The organism is Streptomyces acidicola (assembly GCF_009377235.1).
GTDB lineage: Bacteria > Actinomycetota > Actinomycetes > Streptomycetales > Streptomycetaceae > Streptomyces > Streptomyces acidicola.
In genome coordinates this window covers 1-18609 of sequence record NZ_VMNX01000044.1, presented here as the reverse complement: position 1 = coordinate 18609, position 18609 = coordinate 1, and the positions used below count along the sequence as shown (strand labels likewise).

The 18609-nt window shown below is 70.3% G+C and carries 17 protein-coding genes and 1 riboswitch; of the genes, 10 read left to right on the top strand and 7 right to left on the bottom strand.

What is annotated here, in order from left to right:
• The first annotated feature begins 43 nt into the window (after positions 1–43).
• Complete coding sequence (gene arfB, locus FPZ41_RS14705; protein ID WP_152862757.1) at positions 44–481, top strand: alternative ribosome rescue aminoacyl-tRNA hydrolase ArfB; 438 nt, start codon at positions 44–46, stop codon at positions 479–481.
• A gap of 45 nt (positions 482–526) precedes the next feature.
• On the opposite strand, the gene FPZ41_RS14700 is transcribed toward arfB, so the two are convergent.
• Entirely contained in the window at positions 527–1000 is a 474-nt protein-coding gene (locus FPZ41_RS14700) for a GNAT family N-acetyltransferase (RefSeq protein WP_152862755.1), read from the bottom strand.
• Between the two features lie 92 nt (positions 1001–1092).
• Positions 1093–1659, bottom strand: coding sequence for a flavin reductase family protein (locus tag FPZ41_RS14695; protein WP_322620234.1), 567 nt, complete (start codon positions 1657–1659; stop codon positions 1093–1095).
• Positions 1660–2014: 355 nt separating this feature from the next.
• On the opposite strand from FPZ41_RS14695, the gene cdgB reads away from it, so the two are divergent.
• Together cdgB and FPZ41_RS14685 are read left to right on the top strand one after the other, a co-directional pair.
• Positions 2015–3712 (top strand): diguanylate cyclase CdgB, encoded by a 1698-nt coding sequence (cdgB, locus tag FPZ41_RS14690; RefSeq protein ID WP_152862753.1) that lies wholly within the window; start codon positions 2015–2017, stop codon positions 3710–3712.
• 196 nt (positions 3713–3908) lie between these two features.
• Positions 3909–4868 carry a CBM35 domain-containing protein gene (locus tag FPZ41_RS14685; protein WP_152862751.1) on the top strand — a complete coding sequence of 320 codons (960 nt, stop codon included), beginning with the start codon at positions 3909–3911 and terminating at the stop codon, positions 4866–4868.
• A gap of 71 nt (positions 4869–4939) precedes the next feature.
• Here the strand turns inward: FPZ41_RS14685 and FPZ41_RS14680 are convergent, their stop codons facing one another.
• The 3 genes from FPZ41_RS14680 to FPZ41_RS14670 form a co-directional block, all read right to left on the bottom strand.
• On the bottom strand, positions 4940–5866 hold the full coding sequence (locus FPZ41_RS14680) for a 1-phosphofructokinase (protein ID WP_322620233.1): 927 nt from the start codon (positions 5864–5866) through the stop codon (positions 4940–4942).
• 129 nt (positions 5867–5995) lie between these two features.
• The gene (gene nagA / locus FPZ41_RS14675; RefSeq protein WP_152862747.1) at positions 5996–7291 is read right to left on the bottom strand and encodes an N-acetylglucosamine-6-phosphate deacetylase; all 1296 of its coding nucleotides are present in this window, start codon (positions 7289–7291) and stop codon (positions 5996–5998) included.
• Positions 7291–8268 carry an ROK family protein gene (locus FPZ41_RS14670; protein ID WP_322620232.1) on the bottom strand — a complete coding sequence of 326 codons (978 nt, stop codon included), beginning with the start codon at positions 8266–8268 and terminating at the stop codon, positions 7291–7293. Before FPZ41_RS14670 ends, nagA begins: the two co-directional genes overlap by 1 nt.
• 215 nt (positions 8269–8483) lie before the next feature.
• On the opposite strand from FPZ41_RS14670, the gene FPZ41_RS14665 reads away from it, so the two are divergent.
• From FPZ41_RS14665 to otsB, 3 genes are all read left to right on the top strand, one after another.
• Entirely contained in the window at positions 8484–9707 is a 1224-nt protein-coding gene (locus FPZ41_RS14665; protein ID WP_152862743.1) for an extracellular solute-binding protein, read from the top strand.
• Positions 9708–9762: 55 nt separating this feature from the next.
• Entirely contained in the window at positions 9763–9990 is a 228-nt protein-coding gene (locus tag FPZ41_RS14660) for a DUF3263 domain-containing protein (protein ID WP_152862741.1), read from the top strand.
• A gap of 62 nt (positions 9991–10052) precedes the next feature.
• The gene (gene otsB / locus FPZ41_RS14655) at positions 10053–11021 is read left to right on the top strand and encodes a trehalose-phosphatase (protein ID WP_152862739.1); all 969 of its coding nucleotides are present in this window, start codon (positions 10053–10055) and stop codon (positions 11019–11021) included.
• Positions 11022–11141: 120 nt separating this feature from the next.
• On the opposite strand, the gene FPZ41_RS14650 is transcribed toward otsB, so the two are convergent.
• Both FPZ41_RS14650 and FPZ41_RS14645 read right to left on the bottom strand, forming a co-directional pair.
• Positions 11142–12554, bottom strand: a complete 1413-nt coding sequence (locus FPZ41_RS14650) for an alpha,alpha-trehalose-phosphate synthase (UDP-forming) (protein ID WP_152862738.1) — start codon at positions 12552–12554, stop codon at positions 11142–11144.
• 91 nt (positions 12555–12645) lie between these two features.
• Positions 12646–13590: a glucosyl-3-phosphoglycerate synthase gene (locus FPZ41_RS14645; RefSeq protein WP_322620231.1), complete on the bottom strand. Its 945-nt coding sequence runs from the start codon at positions 13588–13590 to the stop codon at positions 12646–12648.
• 214 nt (positions 13591–13804) lie between these two features.
• A riboswitch (SAM riboswitch) is annotated at positions 13805–13985 on the top strand.
• 18 nt (positions 13986–14003) lie between these two features.
• Here FPZ41_RS14645 and thrC point away from each other — a divergent pair.
• From thrC to groL, 4 genes are all read left to right on the top strand, one after another.
• Entirely contained in the window at positions 14004–15305 is a 1302-nt protein-coding gene (gene thrC / locus FPZ41_RS14640) for a threonine synthase (protein ID WP_152862736.1), read from the top strand.
• 123 nt (positions 15306–15428) lie between these two features.
• Positions 15429–15704: a MoaD/ThiS family protein gene (locus FPZ41_RS14635; RefSeq protein WP_152862734.1), complete on the top strand. Its 276-nt coding sequence runs from the start codon at positions 15429–15431 to the stop codon at positions 15702–15704.
• A 461-nt stretch (positions 15705–16165) separates the two neighbouring features.
• Positions 16166–16369, top strand: coding sequence for a cold-shock protein (locus FPZ41_RS14630; protein WP_009339379.1), 204 nt, complete (start codon positions 16166–16168; stop codon positions 16367–16369).
• A 426-nt stretch (positions 16370–16795) separates the two neighbouring features.
• Positions 16796–18418: a chaperonin GroEL gene (gene groL, locus FPZ41_RS14625; RefSeq protein ID WP_131571650.1), complete on the top strand. Its 1623-nt coding sequence runs from the start codon at positions 16796–16798 to the stop codon at positions 18416–18418.
• Positions 18419–18609 lie beyond the last annotated feature (191 nt).

Here is an 18609-nt window from a genome sequence, read left to right as displayed (position 1 = left end):
CATCCCCGAAAAGCGCGTGACGTGGGCCGACACGCGCGGGACCATGGACCACATGTCCGGTCCCTATCTCATCCGCGGCTCCGTCTCGCTCCCCGAGGCCGAGCTCATGTGGCGTTTCTCGCGGTCGAGCGGGCCCGGTGGCCAGCATGTGAACACCAGTGACTCGCAGGTGGAGTTGCGGTTCGACCTCGCGAGGACCGAAGCCCTGCCCGAGGTGTGGAAGCAGCGGGCCCTCGCCAAGCTGGCAGGGCGGCTCGTGGACGGCGTGGTGACCGTCCGCGCCTCCGAGCACCGCTCGCAGTGGCGCAACCGGGAGGCGGCGGCCGTCCGGCTGGCCGCGCTCCTCGCCGAGGCCACGGCGCCCCCGCCGAAGCCACGCAGGCCGACCCGCATACCCCGCGGCATCAACGAGCGCCGCCTCCGCGAGAAGAAGCAGCGCTCCGACACCAAGCGGGGGAGGACCGGGCGCGACTGGGGGTGACGCCGCCCGTCGGGACCCCGATCGGCGCCTCGGGGAATCGGCGACCTACGACAGCTCCTGCAACCCGACCGTCTCGCCCTCGACCGTCTCCCCGTTGGGGCGGAAGCCGAGCCGCAGGTAGAAGTTCTCGGGGCCGTTCGGCCCGGGATGCCAGGTGACGTACAACTCGGTGCCGCCCCGGCGGCGGATCTCGTCGGCCACGGAGCGGACGGCGAACCGGCCGTAGCCCCGGCCCTGTTCCCCGGCCGCGATGTTCAGCCGCCACAGGCCGGAGCGGAAGAGGGTGCCGTCCGCCCCCCAGTCGATGTCGAAGAAGGCCATGAGGAATCCGACGGGCCGGTCACCGTCGACGATCAGACGTGGCCAGGCGACGCCGGCGGGGTGGACGTACGCCTCGGCCAGGGACTTCAGCACCGGGGAGACCGCGAATTCCTGTTCCGGGCGGACCCGTATGCCGGTCGCGGCCTCGAAATTCCCGGGGGTGATCTCTTCGAGGCGGAGTGCGGACGTCGTCGTCATGCGCGCACCCTAGGGCGGCGGATCACCGAGGGGCGAGCGAATTCCCTCCTCACACCGGCTTTCCGGTGCCCCCACGCCGCCGGCTTCCGGCCTCAGTCCAACTGCCGGTACCGCCCCCGGAAGTACGCCAGCGGCCCCCCGTCCGCGCCCCGGACCGACGCCGTCAGGACGCGGCCGATCACGAGGGTGTGGTCGCCGGCCGTGACGCGCTGTTCGGTGCGGCACTCCAGGGTCGCGAGGGCACCGTCCACGAGGAGTGCCCCGGAGGCCTCGCCGCGGACGTGTGGGATGTCCGCGAAGAGGAGGCGGTCGCTGACGCGGCCCTTCATGGCGAAGCGGCCCGCGATCTGGCGCTGGTTCTCGGCGAGTACGGAGACGGCCCACAGCGGCTGCTCGGCGAGCAGGTCGTCCATCCGGGAGCCCTCGCGGAGACTGACCATGACGAGGGGCGGGTCCAGGGACACGGACATGAACGAGGTCGCCGTCATGCCGACGTCCTCGCCGCGCGGCCCCTCGGGGTCCAGCGGAGGCTCGTGGGCGGTCACCAGGACCACTCCTGCGGCCAGCCGGGACAGGGCGGCACGGAACTCGTCATCGGTCACCCCCTCAGCATGCCCGGCGGGGGTGGATACGGTCGGGGCAGGAGAGGTGTTCAGCACACTTGGACGCTAGCTTCGGCCGGGTGCAAGCCGCATCCGACCAGAGTCCGGAGCGGGTCCTAGGACCTCGGGCGGAGAGCGCCGAGAGGCTTCGGTTCCCGTGCGAACACATCCGGTCACAGCCCCCACACAGAGCCCTGCGTTGTGTTCAGCCGGCGGATGGCGAAAATGCAGAACCTCCACTCAATTGTTCACGTTTTGCTGTGACTTGAGTCACAGGTGCCCTTTTTTGTTGACCCTGTGTACCGAGTGGGCAGCGCGCTGTGATTCAGTGGCTGAGAGCTTACGAGTAGTACGCCGACCAGCACGCCGATGACAACCCTGGAGTTGCTGCGAGACCTCGGGGGGAGGGCGAATGGAGACCGACACCGACTCGGAGCCGTACGTCCGGCTGAGGACTCTGCGGCAGTTGCATCAGGTCATGGCGGACATGAACACCGCACGCAGCCTGGCCGACACGCTGCAGACCGTCGCCGACGGCATCGTCAACGGACTCGGCTACGAGCTGTCGTGCGTCAACCTCGTGCGCCCCGACGGGGACCTCGTCGTCGCCGCGCTCGCGGGCAACTCCGCGGCGGAGGCCCTCATCACCGGCCGCGTCGGCTCCCGCGACTCCTGGGAGCGTCGGCTTGGCATGGGTGAGGCCTGGGGCGACCTGCGGTTCATACCGCACACGGAGGGCTGGGTACTCGACGACGACGATGTGCCCCAGTGGTTCACCGACGGCCCCGCGCCCCGCTTCGAGGACGAGTGGCACCCCGCCGACCGCCTCTTCGCGCCGATGTACACCCCGGGTGCCTCAGGCACCTCGGGCACATCGTGCGGCGAGCTGCTCGGTGTGATCTCCGTGGACCGGCCGCGCAACGGGCGCCGCCCTGGCGCCTGGGGGCGCGAGGCGCTCCAGATGTACGCCTTCCAGGCCGCCATCGCGATCGCCAACGCCCGGCTGCGGGCCAACATGCAGCGCGCGCTGGTCAGGCTCGAGCGGGAGCAGCAGGCCCTGCGCGCCAGTGAGGAATCGTTCCGGCAGGCCTTCGAGTACGCCCCGTCCGGCATGGCCATCGCCGAGATGGGCGGCGAGGAGCAGGGCCGGATCCTCAGGACCAACGACGCGCTGTGCCGGCTGCTCGGCCGCCGCGCCTCCGCGATGCGCCGCTACGCCTTCGCCGACCTCGTCCACCCCGAGGACATCGGCACGCTCCTGCGGACCTCCGCCGAGGGCGGACGCGCGGAGCTGCGGCTCGGGCGCCGTGACGGGACGTACGTCTGGGTGTCCCTGCGCAACTCCGTGGTCGCCGACGCCGCCGACGGGCCCCGCTTCCTGCTCACCCACGTCGAGGACATCGAGGAGCGCAAGCGCCGCGAGCTCCAGCTCGCCCACCGTGCCTCGCACGACTCGCTCACCGGCCTGCCGAACTCCGCCGAGCTGCGCTCCCGTCTGTCCGCCCGCCTCTGCCGGCGCTCGCAGTCGCTGCCCGCCGGCGCGGCCGACTCGATGGACGCGGCGTTCGAGCGGTACGACCAGTTCATCGAGGGACACCCGGCGTTCGACGCGAACGGTCACGGGTACGCGTTCGGTGCCGGGCCGGGGACGTACGACACCTTCGACCACCATGTGCACGTCGTCGCCCCCGAGGGCGAGCACGACGACGGCACCAAGGGGCTCGCGGTGCTCTTCTGCGACCTCGACGGGTTCAAGTCCATCAACGACCGCTTCGGGCACAACGCGGGCGACGCCGTCCTCATCGAGGTGGCCCGGCGCCTCGGCGGCGCCGTGCGCGACGGGGACACGGTCGCCCGCCTCGGCGGCGACGAGTTCGTGGTCCTCGCCGACGGACTCGGCCGGGCCGACGCCCAGGACCTCGCCGTACGGCTGCGCAACGAGATCATCCAGCCGATCCGCGTCGACGGCCGCGCCATGCGGGTCGGTGCCAGCTTCGGCATCGGCTGGGCCCACTGCGGCATGACGGCCGACGAGGTGCTGAAGTCGGCCGACGAGCGGATGTACATCGAGAAACGGTCTCGTCCCAGACAGCACCGGCGTGCGGGGTGAATCACCGGTGTACTCCACGTGCACTCCAGGTGCACGGCCCTCTTCCCGCAGGTCAGCACCGTGATTCGGGTGAAGACGGACGGTGTGATCGGCGTGATGATCCAACCGGAGTCACCCGTTTGGGCCACCTGGAGCGGGTAGGCTCGCCACTCACACACGTACCGAATCTGTACCGCACCGCTGAGGAGATCTTGGGATGACGCCCGGCAACAACGGCGCGAGCACGCCCGAGGACGACGACCCGTTCGGCTATCTGTACGCCGACGGTCAGGCCCGGGGCGCCCAGCCGCCGTCGGGGGGCTACGGCTACCCCAACGCCGTCAACAGGGTGCGGGCGGTCGGTGAGCGTCAGTACGGGCAGCAGGCCGCCCAGGCCCCGCAGCAGCCCGGCCAGACGGCCGCGTACGGCCAGGTGCCGCAACAGGCCGGCTACGGCCAGCCGAACGCGCACTACCAGGCACCCGAGACCACCCCGGGCGGCGCGCCCACGACCCGTCAGGCCGCGCACGGCGGTGGCGGTGGCGGCCGGGGCCGCGGACCCAACACCAAGGGCCTCCTCATCGGCGCGATCGCCGTGGTCGCCGCCGTCGTGATCGGCATCAGCGTGGCCATGCTGGGCGACGACAGCGAGAACACCGGTGGCGACACCGGAGCGTCCTCCGCCCCGTCGGCCGACGGGAGCGCCGAGCCCAGCCAGTCGTCCTCCCGGCAGGCCGACGACAACGCCGACGAGGCCGAGCTGCCGAAGATAGACGCGAAGGCGCTGCTGCTCGGCGGCGGCGCCACCACCGCGTCGGACATCTCCGGCGCGAAGGCGGACGGCGGCGTGTACGTGACCGGCTTCAACGTGCCCGGCGCGTCCGTGACGTGGAACGTGAACGGCATCCCGAAGAAGGCCCAGTACCGCCTGTACGTCAACTACGGCGTACCCGGCAAGGACGCCGACGCCACGCTCTCGGTCAACGGCACGGCCCAGACCCGCCCGCTGAACATGAAGAACTTCGCGAACGCCGCGGAGGGCGACTACGAGAAGGGCTGGACGGAGACCTGGGCGAACGTCCAGCTGAACAAGGGCACCAACACCATCAAGCTCTCCTGCGAGGCGGGCAACCAGTGTGACGTCAACCTGGACAAGCTGTACCTGGTGAAGGAGTGACCCGGTAAAGGGCCGTACCTGGTGACGGACTGAGCCGAACGGCCCGGTGACCGGTGGTTGGTGAGCGGTGCTCAGGCCGCGTCGGCCTCTCCGGTCACCCGCACCTGCTCCACCAGCTCCTCGTACGCCGCCCGGTCGAACTCGCCCGCCACGGGTGCCAGGACCGTCGCGGCCGACAGTGCCACCGCCCGGGTCAGCCGCTCGGGCCACGGCAGACGCTCCACGAGACCCGACAGCAGCCCCGCGACCGCCGAGTCGCCCGCGCCCGTCGGGTTGCCGCTGACGCGGCGGGGCGGCGTCGCCCGCCAGTGGCCCTCGGCGGTGTGGGCCAGCAGCCCGTCGGGACCCAGAGAGGCGACCACCGTATGGGCGCCGCGGCGGCGGGCGTCCCGGGTGGCCCGGGAGGGCTCGTGGGAACCGGTGAGCTCGGCGAGTTCCTCGGTGTTCGGCTTGACCAGGTCCGGGCGGGCGGCCACGCCCCGGCGCAGGGGCTCACCGCTCGTGTCGAGGAGCACCGGGACGTTCGCCGCTCGCGCGGCCCGGACCAGTCCCGCGTACGCGCCCACGGGCACTCCCTGCGGCAGGCTGCCGCACAGGGCGACCGCGGAGGCGGAGCCCAGCAGGTCCTCGTACACCTCCTGGAAGGCGTTCCACTCGGCGGGCGTTATGGCCGGGCCCGGCTCGTTGAGCTGAGTCGTGTCACCGGTCGCGTCGACCACGGCGACGGTGCGGCGGGTCGTGCCTTCCACGGGCACCAGTGCATCGACGACGCCGGTGGTGTGGGCGAGTTGCTCCTGCAGGGCGCGTCCCGTCGTGCCGCCCGCGAAGCCCGTGACGGTCGCCTCGTGGCCGAGGGCCGCGAGGACGCGCGCCACGTTCAGGCCCTTGCCGCCGGGGCGTTCGGTCACCTCGGTCACCCGGTGCGAGGTGTGGGGTGTCAGGTTCCGTACGCGATAGGTGATGTCGAGAGCGGTGTTCAGCGTGACCGTGAGGATCACCAGGGCCGGTCCTCCCCCCAGGTTCGATGGCGCACTTCGTCGGGCCGGGAAAGCTGTTGCTGGTCCTGATCATGCCAAAAGAGGTGGCGGTCGGCCCAGACCCGGAAGCCGGCCGCCCGCTTTCACCGGTCAGAGTGCGACCACCCACTCACCCCGCCGCATCACCCCCTTCAGCGCGAACTGAGCGTCCAGGACCACCAGATCGGCGTCCTTGCCGGGATCGAGGGAGCCCACACGGTCGTAGACGCCCAGCAGCCTGGCGGGATTGGCGGCGACGGCGGCGACCACGTCCTCCACCGGCAGCCGGTCGACGGTGACGGCACGCTGGAACGCGCGGTCCAGCGTGAGCGTCGAACCCGCGATCGAACCACCCTCCACCAGCCGCGCCACACCCGCGCTGACGTCGACCTCCAGCGGACCGAGCCGATACCGCCCGTCCCCGAAGCCCGCCGCGTCCATCGCGTCCGTGATGAACGCCACCCGGGAGCCACCCGCATGACGGAACGCCAGCTCCAGGGACGCCGGATGGAGATGGACACCGTCGTTGATCAGCTCGACGGTGACCCGCTCGTCCTCCAGCAGCGCCGCCACCGGACCGGGCTCGCGATGGCCGAGCTGGGGCATCGCGTTGAACAGATGCGTCGCCACGGTCGCTCCCGCGTCAATCGCCTCCGCGGTCTGCTCGTACGAGGCGTCCGTGTGCCCGATCGCCGCGATCACCCCGTGCTCCACCAGAAGCCGTACGGAGTCGATGCCGCCCGGGAGTTCGGTGGCGAGCGTGACCATCGTGGCGTGACCGCGCGCCGCGTCGATCACCTTGCGGACCTCGGCCGGGTCCGGGTGGCGCAGCAGCGCCTCGGAGTGCGCGCCCTTGCGGCAGGGCGAGATGAACGGGCCCTCGAAGTGGACGCCCGCGATCTCACCCTGCTCGGCCAGCTCGGACAGCAGGCCCGCCCGCTGTGCGAGGAAGTCCATGTCGACGGTGACGGTCGAGGCGACGAGGGTGGTGGAGCCGTGGAGGCGGTGGGTGTGGATGCCCTGGAGGATCTCGTCGGCCGTCCCGGAGGTGAAGGACGCGCCGCCGCCACCGTGGTTGTGCATGTCGACGAAGCCGGGGACCAGCCAGTGGCCGGTGAGGTCGATGACCTGGGCGCCCTCGGCGATCCCGGCGGCACCGTCCGCCCGTCCCGAACCGTCCACCCGTTCCGACGCGTCTGGCCCCTTCGACACATCCGCGATCCGCGAGCCCTCGACGACCACGCGGCCGCCTTCCACGATGCCGGTCGGCAGGACCACCCGGGCGCCGGAGAGCACCGTGCACGGCGCGCCGCGGGAATCGCGGGGAGCACGGCGAGCACGGTCGGAATGCTGCGGAGCGCGGTCCGGCACCGGACTCTGCCGGTCCCGTTCACTGGCCGTGGCCATCAGGTGGTTACCTCCGGAGTCGTAGGAGTGGTGGTCAGCAGATCCCAGGCCAGCAGCCCCGCGCCCAGACATCCGGCGGTGTCCCCGAGGGCCGCGGGGACGATGGGCGGCAGCTTCTGGAAGGTGACGCGGCGCTGTACGGCGGCCCGTAGCGGTGTGAACAAGGTTTCCCCGGCCTCGGCGAGCCCGCCACCGATGATCAGGATGCGTGGGTCCAGGAGGGTGAGCGCGGTGACGAGCCCGTCGGCGAGCGCGTCCACGGCGCCCTGCCAGACCTCCTGTGCGCGGGGGTCCCCGGACTCGACGGCCTTGGCGCAGTCCGCCGCGTCCGCCTCGGGGTCCCCGGACGCCGCGGCCCAGGCCTCGCTGACGGCGGACGCCGACGCGTACCGCTCCAGACAGCCGCGCTGCCGGCACGGACACGGCACGCCCCCGGGCCGTACGACGATGTGGCCGATCTCGCCCGCGAAGCCGTGCGCGCCCGCCTCGACGGTGCCGCCGATGCCGATCGCGCCCGCGATCCCGGTGCCGAGGGGCACGAACAGAAAGCGGTCCGCGCCCTGGCCCGCGCCGATCCGGCCCTCGGCGAGTCCACCCGTCCGTACGTCGTGACCGAGGGCGACCGGGACGCCGTCGAGCCGTTCGCCGATCAGCGCGCGCAGCGGGACGTCGCGCCAGCCGAGGTTGGCCGCGTACACGGCGGTGCCCCGCTCGGCGTCGACGATGCCGGGGACGGCGACGCCGACGGCCGCGGCGGGCTCGCCGAAGCGGCGCTCTCCGTAGGCGCGCAGCTCGGCGGCGAAGTCGAGGATCGACTCGACGACGGCGTCCGGGCCGCGCTCGCGGCTGGTCGCCCGGCGGACCTGGTGCAGCAAGGCGGGGGGCGGCCCGGCGGAGGGCGCGGAGCCGTGTGGTGCCCCCACCAGGGCGGCCTTCATCCCGGTGCCGCCCACGTCGAGCGCGATGACATGTCTCACGGGGAACAGTGTGGCCCGTGCACCTGGAAGAGGTCTAGTCCACTTACGTGGTGTAGACCTTGTGCCGAAGTGTGGGAAGTACAGGTTTGAACGTCTGTCTGCGATTCAGGCTGGACGCACGGGGCCTGGACCAAGAAGTTGGAGTACTGACAGTGCATCTGCCTGCGCATCGCCGGCGTACGACGGGTTGGCTCGCGGTGGTTACCGCGCTGGGCATGACGGCGGCGGTCGCCGGCTGCGCGGGCCCTGCCACAGCGCAGGAGGTCACGCTGAGACTGGTCGCCGCCGAGTACGGCGACTCCGCGGGGAACAGCTCGAAGAAATACTGGGACGAGCTCGTCGAGAAGTACGAGGCCGATCACCCGGACGTGCGGGTGCAGGTCAGCGTTTACTCGTGGAACGACGTCGACCGCAAGGTCAAGGAGATGGTCGCGGCGGGCAAGGCGCCCGACATGGCGCAGATCGGCTCGTACGCCGAATACGCCGCACGGAACCAGCTCTACGAAACCGGTCAGCTGCTCTCCATCCCCGTACAGGCCGATTTCCTGCCGCAGCTCGGCGACTCGGGCAAGGTGAGGCGGATCGCGTACGGGATGCCGTTCGCCGCGTCCACGCGGGTGCTCTTCTACAACAAGAAGCTGTTCGCCGACGCGGGGATCACCGACACGCCTCAGACGTGGAACGACCTCGCGGAGGACGCTGCCGCGCTGAAGGCCAACGGCGTCAAGACTCCCTTCGCGCTGCCGCTGGGCCCGGAGGAGGCCCAGGCCGAGACCATGCAGTGGCTGCTGAGCGGCGGTGCCGGCTACACCGACGGCGTCGGCTCCTACAAGCTCGACTCCGACGCGAACATCGAGACGTTCACCTGGCTCAAGGACGAACTGGTCGCCAAGGGCCTGACCGGCTCGACGGAACCCGCGAAGCTGAACCGCGCCGACGCGTTCGCCGCGTTCTCGCGCGGCGAGGTCGGCATGCTCAACGGCCACCCGACCCTCATGGAGGCCGCCGCCAAGCAGGGCGTGGAGTTCGGCATGGTGCCCTTGCCCGGCCGCGACGGCGCGGCCCGCGCCAACCTCGGTGTCGCCGACTGGATGATGGCCTTCAAACAGAACGGCAACCGCCAGGCGATCGGCGAGTTCCTCGACTTCGTCTACAGCGAGAAGAACGTGCTGGCCTTCTCCCGCGAGTACGACCTGCTCCCGGTCACGACGTCCGCGTCGGAGGCCATGTCCGCCGGCAAGTCGGACGCCGACCTCACGCCTTTCCTCGACGAACTCCCGCAGGCCGAGCTGCCCCCCGTCGGCAAGAAGTCCTGGGCCGAGGTCAGCGCCGCCGTCAAGGAACGCATAGGCAAGGCCGTCTCCGAGAACGGGAACCCCGAGGCGGTGCTGGAGGGACTGCAGCAGATGGCGGTGTCGGCGGAGAGCGCGGACCAGTAGGTGGCACGTGTGAGTGGTCTCAGCGGTGTCAGTGGCGAGGGCTACGGTTCTGGTCATGGACGAGCTGAGCCCGCGCGAACTGGCCATCCTCGCCCTGGAGCGCCGCGGCTTCGCGGGGCCCGGGGCGAAGGAGCGGGCCATACGGGAGCAGCTGGGACTGGCGCCGGTGCGCTACTTCCAGCTGCTCAACGCGCTGCTCGACGACCGGCGAGCCCTGGAGCACGACCCGGTGACGGTGAACCGGCTGCGGAGGGTGCGGGAAGCGCGGCGGAAGGAGAGGTGAGGTCTGGAGGGCGAGGCCCGGAGGGTGGCATCTGCTGGACGGTGCCTGGATAGGGTCACCGTATGGGCACCCACTCGGAACCGACGGACCCCAACGACGACCTCAACGCCTCCAGTGATCCCAGCGCCTCCACGGCCTCTGCGGCCTCTGCGGCCTCTGCGGCCCCGAAAAACTCGTCGGGCTTCTCCGACGCACTGCCCGCGCCCGTGACCGCGGCCGGGCGTGACGCACTCGACGCGATCCTCGCCCGTCCCGGCCGCGTGGTGGTCGGGCTGGACTTCGACGGGACGCTCGCGCCGATCGTGCCCGACCCGGAACAGTCCCGCGCCCACCCCGAGGCGGTCCCCGCGCTCGCGGCCCTCGCCCCGAAGGTCGCCTCCGTGGCCGTGATCACGGGCCGCCCGGCCGGTGTGGCGGTCCACCACGGGGGCTTCGCGGGCGTGGCCGGCCTGGAGCACCTGGTCGTCCTCGGTCACTACGGGGTGGAACGGTGGGACGCGGTCACCGGCACCGTCACGGCGCCACCGCCCCACCCCGGCGTCGCCGCCGTGCGAGCCGAACTTCCCGGTGTCCTCGAACGGGCCGGGGCCCAGGAGGGCACGTGGATCGAGGAGAAGGGCCGCGCGGTCGCGGTCCACACCCGTCGGGCCGCCGACCCCCAGGCGGCCTTCGAGGCCCTGCGCGAGCCGCTCTCCGAACTCGCCACGCGGCACGGTCTCGTGGTCGAGCCCGGCCGTATGGTCCTGGAGATCCGGCCGCCGGGTATGGACAAGGGGGTGGCGTTGCGGGAGTACGTACGGGAGGTCGGCGCCGAAGCGGTGCTGTACGCCGGCGACGACCTCGGCGACTTGCCGGCCTTCACCGCCGTCGAGGACCTCCGTGCCGAGGGGGTGCCCGGACTTCTGGTGTGCAGCGGCAGCAACGAGGTCACCGCGTTGGCGAAGCGGGCGGATCTGGTGGTGGACGGCCCGGCGGGTGTCGTACGGCTACTGGGGGGAATGGCAGCGGCGATGGACTCACCGACGGCCTGAGACCTTTGCAGCCCGTCCGGCGTTTGAGGACGAGGCCGTCCAGGCCGACAGCGGGGGTCCGGGGGCGGCAGCCCCCAGGTAAGGGATGGGACGGGTAGGGGCGGCGGGGGCGAAGGAAAGCTAGGCGTCCAGCGCGCGCAGCTGCGCCAGGAACCACTGCGTCGGCGGCAACGCCGTCGCCCCCGCCGCGAGCCGCTTCGTGCGTTCGGCACGCTCACCCGGCGACATCGACAGCGCTTCGTGAAGAGCCCGCGCCGTACCCCCGATGTCGTACGGATTCACCACCACCGCGTCGTCACCCAGCTCCTCGTACGCCCCGGCCTCCCGGGACAGCACCAGCACGCACCCCTCGTCGGAGACGACCGGCACCTCCTTGGCGACCAGGTTCATACCGTCCCGGATGGGATTCACCAGGGCCACGTCCCCCAGCCGGTACGCGGCCAGCGAGCGCGCGAAGTCGTCCTTCAGATGCAGCACGACCGGCGTCCAGTCCGCCGTGCCGTAACGGGAGTTGATCGCGGACGCGACCCGCCGCACCTCGTCCATGTAGTCCCGGTACACCTTGAGGTCCTGCCGGGACGGGTATGCCAGCGCCACGTGGACGACCCGCTCCCGCCACGACGGCCGGTCCTCCAGCAGCTGCCCGTACGCCAGCAGCCCCCGCACGATGTTCTTGGACAGCTCGGTGCGGTCCACGCGCACGATCGACCGCCGCGGGCTCCCGTCCGGCGCCGTACCGATCTGCTCCCGCAGCGCGCCCATCCGCTCGTCCACGTCGGCCTCGTGCGCCCGCCGGCGGAGGAAGTCCGCGTCGGCTCCGAGGCCGTGCACCCCGATCCGTGTCCCCGACGGGATGCCGGGGCCCAGCACCGCGTGACAGCAGTCCGTGAAGGCGTCCGCCCAGCGCTGCGTCAGGAACGCCGCCCGGTCCGCGCCGAGGATGCCGCTCAGCACCTTCGCCGCGATGTCGTCCGGCAGCATCCGGAAGTACTCCGGCGGTGCCCACGGCGTGTGCGAGAAGTGGCCGATCCGCAGGTCGGGGCGGAGTTCGCGGAGCATCCGCGGGACCAGGACCAGGTGGTAGTCCTGGATCAGCACGGCCGCGCCCTGCGCCGCCTCCTCGGCCAGCGCCTCGGCGAACGCCCGGTTGTACGCCTCGTACGACGCCCACTGCCGCCGGAACTCCGCGTCGAAGACCGGCTCCAGGGGCGTCTGGTACAGCATGTGGTGCACGAACCACAGCACCGAGTTCGCGATGCCGTTGTACGCGTCCGCGTGCGTCGCGGCGTCGATGTCGAGCATCCGGACGCCGGGCTCTCCCACACCCCGCCGTACGGCCTCGCGGTCACCGTCGCTCAGCGCGGAGCACACCCATACCGCGCCGGCCTCCGGCCCGATCGCCGACAGCCCCGAGACCAGACCGCCTCCGCCGCGCCGGGCCGTGAGTTCGCCGCTCTCGTCCAGGGCGTACGAGACAGGGCCGCGGTTGGACGCGACGAGGACGCGGGCGCCGTCGGCGGAAGCGGAAGCCATGCTCGTCAACCTAGCCCTTGTCGCATCCGCTCAAACGTACGGTTCCGCTGGGTGGCCAACACCGGCCACCGCAGCAGCCCTCGAGCTCCGCTCACGCCGCCTTGCGTTCCACGTACTCCTCGATCTCCGCCATCGGAGGCCGTTCCTCGGTGTCCACCGAGTACGTGCGCGGCTCGAAGCCCTCCTCGCCCCGCTCGAACTGGGTCAGGGAGGGGCGAATCATATGGCCCCGCGCCAGGCGGAGCTGGGCCGTGCGGTAGATCGCGGCGGACATCCGGCCGAGGGCCTGGCCGTCCTGGTGGCGGTGCTTGCGGACGCCGACGTCGACCTGGGCGAGGGCATCCAGGCCCACCAAGTGCAGGGCGTCGACCAGCATGCCCAGCTCCACCCCGTATCCGACCGGGAAGGGCAGCTGTTCCAGGAGCGAGCGGCGGGCCGCGTACTCGCCGCCCAGGGGCTGCACGAAGCCCGCGAGCTGCGGCCAGTGCATGTTCAGCAGGGGGCGGGCCATGAGTTCCGTGACCCGGCCGCCCTGGCCGGCCGCGGAGCCCAGCGGGCGGTCGTACATCGCTTTGACCAGGTCGACGCCCGGGTCGGTGAGCAGCGGTCCCACGATTCCGGAGACGAAGTCCGACGAGAACTCCTTCAGGTCCGCGTCGATGAAGCAGACGATGTCCCCGCTGGTCACGAGCAGGGAACGCCACAGCACCTCGCCCTTGCCGGGCACGGCCGGGATGCGGGGGAGGATCTCGTCCCGGTGCACCACCGTCGCGCCCGCGGCGGCGGCCACCTCCGACGTACGGTCCGTCGATCCCGAGTCGACGACGACGATCTCGTCGACGAGCGGGACCTGCTGCATCAGGTCACGACGGATCGCGGCGACGATCTCGCCGACCGTCTCCTCCTCGTTGAGCGCGGGCAGTACGACACTGACCGACTGGCCCGAGGAACGTTTGGCGGCCAGGATGCGGTGGAGCGGGCGATCGGTCACGGACCAGGAGCGTGTGCTCAGCCAGCGCTCGACTTCGTTCAGCACGGTCTGCGGCTCCTCACTTTTCGATCACTGCGGATCGGTCTTCTCGATCACGCGGATCGATCACACGAGCTGATGTGTGATCCATCTCGCGGTTCGGACGTCTATCTCAACTGTCCTGGCCTTCGGTTACAGTCTTGAACAACGCGGATGACCATCGCATTGCGGGGTCACCTTTGCGTTTCAATGATCAACAACGGCATACACAACCGCATACCGCTCATCCAGAGGGGCAGAGGGACACGGCCCGATGAAGCCCCGGCAACCCTCCAGCCGGTTCTCGTACCCGATCAGCGTCGATCGTTCACAGATCACCGTAGATCGGCTTCGCGAGGCTCGCGGCTAGGGAAGGTGCCAAATCCGTCTCACGGCGAGATGCGTCGTGAGGAAGATGAGGAGAAAGGGCCTCGCCTCACATGGCTGTGCAGACTGCTGGAAACACGACGAACCCCGGCACCACGAACGCCACCACCGTCGACCTCGGCCCCGCCGCCGCTCTGTCCTGTCGCGAGTGCGGCCACCGGGTGCCGCTCGGCCCGCTCTTCGCCTGCCAGGAGTGTTTCGGCCCGCTGGAGATCGCATACGACTTCTCCGCGTACGAGACCGAAGAGCTGCGCAAGCTGATCGAGTCCGGCCCGGCGAACATCTGGCGCTACGCGCCCCTGCTGCCCGTCCCGGCCGACGTGGCCGGCAAGCCGAACCTCAACCCCGGCTGGACCGCCCTCGTCAAGGCCGACAACCTGGCCCGGGAGCTGGGCGTCACCGGCGGTCTGTACGTGAAGGACGACTCCGGCAACCCGACGCACTCCTTCAAGGACCGGGTCGTCGCCCAGGCCCTGGAAGCCGCGCGGGCATTCGGCTTCACCACCCTCTCCTGCTCCTCGACCGGCAACCTCGCCGGTGCCGTGGGGGCCGCCGCCGCCCGCGCCGGCTTCCGCTCCTGCGTCTTCATCCCGCACGACCTGGAGCAGGGCAAGGTCGTCATGGCCGCCGTCTACGGTGGTGAACTCGTCGGCATCGAGGGCAACTACGACGACGTCAACCGCTTCTGCTCCGAGCTCATCGGCGACCCGGCCGGCGAGGGCTGGGGCTTCGTCAACGTCAACCTGCGGCCGTACTACGCGGAGGGCTCGAAGACGCTGGCGTACGAGATCTGCGAGCAGCTGGGGTGGAAGCTCCCCGACCAGATCGTCGTCCCGATCGCCTCCGGCTCCCAGCTCACGAAGATCGACAAGGGTCTGCAGGAGCTGATCAAGCTCGGGCTCGTCGAGGACAAGCCGTACAAGATCTTCGGTGCGCAGGCCGAGGGATGCTCGCCGGTGTCCGTCGCCTACAAGGCCGGCCACGACGTCGTCCGGCCGCAGAAGCCGGACACCATCGCCAAGTCGCTCGCCATCGGCAACCCCGCGGACGGCCCCTACGTCCTCGACATCGCCCGGCGGACGGGCGGTGCCGTGGAGGACGTGACCGACGAGCAGATCGTGGAAGCGATCAAGCTGCTGGCGCGCACGGAGGGCATCTTCGCCGAGACGGCGGGTGGCGTGACCGTGGGTGTCACGCGCAAGCTGATCGAGAACGGTGCGCTGGACCCGACCCTGACCACGGTCGTCCTCAACACCGGCGACGGCCTCAAGACGCTGGACGCGGTGGCGGGTACGGGACTGACGGCGACGATTCGTCCCAGCCTCGACTCGTTCCGCGAGGCCGGCCTCGTGTAGGTCCGGCTCGTCATTCGTCTGCGGGCCGGTGAGGGCTGGTCGTGCTCGCGCGGCGGAGCCGCATATTGACACAGTCCCGTGCCCCCTCGGGGCGCCCCCGCACCCCTGACCGGAGGTCAACCCATGAGCGTCACCGTCCGCATCCCCACCATCCTGCGTACCTACACCGGCGGTCAGGCCGAGGTCAGTGCCGAGGGTGCGAACCTCGGCGAGGTCATCGCCGACCTGGAGAAGAACCACACCGGCATCGCGGCCCGGGTCCTGGACGACCAGGGCAAGCTGCGCCGGTTCGTGAACGTGTACGTGAACGACGACGACGTCCGCTTCGAGCAGGGGCTGGAGACGGCGACCCCGGAGGGGGCGGGCGTGTCCATCATTCCGGCCGTCGCCGGAGGCTGAGCGGCACCCATAATTACCTTCGGTAACTTCGGTTACCGAGAGTTCATCGAATGGCCCCCTCCGTGAGAGAAGCGGAGGGGGCCATTCTCTATGGTTGAGCACGGTACAGTTGGGGAACGCGGTTCGCTTCAGGCTCCGGTTTCACGCCGCGCGCATATGGGTTCTTGCCGCGCGCCCGATATGAAGTAGCCAAAGTGGGCGAGGGTCGGCGAGATATTCGCGCCTTATGTTCCTTTTGTGGAGCCCGACTTGCCCTGAAGTCAGGTGAATTCTCCGTACATTCCCGACCGGGCCTGTCCAGATTTCTCGTCCGATTGACCTGTTGCAGACGGCAGTTGGACAGATACATTCAGCCGCGGTCGACGCGTTCCGGCGCACGCCCCCAACCGTTGGGGGGTGAGGTCTGACCCGGATCCGCGAAGTGTGGATCTGTGCAAGGGCCAGTAATAGGGGAGTTAGGCATGGCTCAGGGCACCGTCAAGTGGTTCAACGCGGAGAAGGGGTACGGCTTCATCGCGGTCGACGGTGGTGCGGATGTATTCGTCCACTACAGCGCGATTCAGATGGACGGCTACCGCACCCTGGAGGAGGGCCAGCGGGTCGAGTTCGAGATCTCGCAGGGTCAGAAGGGGCCGCAGGCGGACATGGTCCGTCTGGCCGGCTGAAGCACGCGCCGACTGAACAGCAGCGACGCACTTCGTTTCACTTTCGAAGGGCTCGTGCCCCACGGGTAGTTGTCCCGCGGGGTACGAGCCCTTCGTTCTGTCCAGGTTCAGGTCAGGGTGCTGGACCGGGACCCTGACCGCGTCCTGTATCCGGGCGGGGGCGCACGGGCGCGTTCACCTGCGGATCATCCCCAGGCGCTTGCACTCGCAGGGGTCGAGTGCTAATCATTGGGCGTTAGCACTCTGAAGGTGAGAGTGACAACGAGGACCGGGTCGGTGAGGCCCGCCGGCCGCGTGGGGCAGGGACCCACAGGCAGGTGAGCCGTCCGTCGCGGGCGCCAGCACGGTCCGGAGCAATCCTCCCCCGAGCTCTCGGCTTCGCTTCGAGCACGGGGGGACCCCATCCGTCCGGGAGGACCACTTCACATGGCCAAGATCATCGCGTTCGACGAGGAGGCCCGGCGCGGCCTTGAGCGCGGGATGAACCAGCTCGCCGACGCCGTCAAGGTGACCCTCGGCCCCAAGGGCCGCAACGTCGTCCTTGAGAAGAAGTGGGGCGCCCCCACGATCACCAACGACGGTGTCTCCATCGCCAAGGAAATCGAGCTGGAGGACCCGTACGAGAAGATCGGCGCCGAGCTGGTCAAGGAGGTCGCGAAAAAGACGGACGACGTCGCCGGTGACGGCACGACGACCGCGACCGTCCTCGCCCAGGCGCTGGTCAAGGAGGGCCTGCGCAACGTGGCCGCGGGTGCCAACCCGATGGCCCTGAAGCGCGGTATCGAGAAGGCCGTCGAGGCCGTGTCCGCCGCCATCCTCGACCAGGCGAAGGAGGTCGAGACGAAGGAGCAGATCGCCTCCACCGCCTCCATCTCCGCCGCCGACACCCAGATCGGCGAGCTCATCGCCGAGGCGATGGACAAGGTCGGCAAGGAAGGCGTCATCACCGTCGAGGAGTCCCAGACCTTCGGTCTGGAGCTGGAGCTCACCGAGGGTATGCGCTTCGACAAGGGCTACATCTCGGCGTACTTCGCGACCGACATGGAGCGCATGGAGGCCGCCCTCGAGGACCCCTACATCCTCATCGCCAACTCCAAGATCTCCAACGTCAAGGACCTGCTCCCGCTCCTGGAGAAGGTCATGCAGTCGGGCAAGCCGCTGCTGATCATCGCCGAGGACGTCGAGGGCGAGGCCCTGTCGACCCTGGTCGTCAACAAGATCCGCGGCACCTTCAAGTCCGTCGCCGTCAAGGCCCCGGGCTTCGGTGACCGCCGCAAGGCCATGCTCGGCGACATCGCCATCCTCACGGGCGGCGAGGTCATCTCCGAGGAGGTCGGCCTCAAGCTGGAGAACGCGACCCTGGACCTCCTGGGCCGCGCCCGCAAGGTCGTCATCACCAAGGACGAGACCACCATCGTCGACGGCGCCGGCTCCACCGACCAGGTCGCGGGCCGCGTGAACCAGATCCGCGCCGAGATCGAGAACAGCGACTCCGACTACGACCGCGAGAAGCTCCAGGAGCGCCTGGCCAAGCTCGCGGGCGGCGTGGCCGTCATCAAGGCCGGTGCCGCCACCGAGGTCGAGCTCAAGGAGCGCAAGCACCGCATCGAGGACGCCGTGCGCAACGCGAAGGCGGCCGTCGAGGAGGGCATCGTCGCCGGTGGTGGCGTGGCCCTGCTCCAGGCCTCCACGGCTCTGGAGAAGCTGGAGCTGGAGGGCGACGAGGCCACCGGTGCCGCCGCCGTCAAGCTCGCGCTCGAGGCCCCGCTGAAGCAGATCGCGGTCAACGCCGGCCTCGAGGGCGGCGTCATCGTCGAGAAGGTGCGCAACCTCCCCGTCGGTGAGGGCCTGAACGCCGCGACCGGTGAGTACGTCGACATGCTCGAAGCGGGCATCCCCGACCCGGCCAAGGTGACGCGCTCCGCGCTGCAGAACGCCGCGTCGATCGCCGCGCTGTTCCTCACCACCGAGGCCGTCATCGCCGACAAGCCGGAGAAGGCCGCCGCGCCCGCCGGTGGCGGCATGCCGGGCGGTGACATGGACTTCTGATCCGGTTCTCCGGATCGGCCCGTCCGAGGTACCGAGGGCGGCACCCCTACTCCAGGGGTGCCGCCCTCGGGCGTGTCCGGGGTCACAGCGCGGGAGGGCGAGCCGACGGAATGTGGTGCGGGCCGGGGCAGTTGATGAGCACGGGCGGTAGATGCGCATGCATGTACCGCCCGAAACCCCCTGCCCCTGCC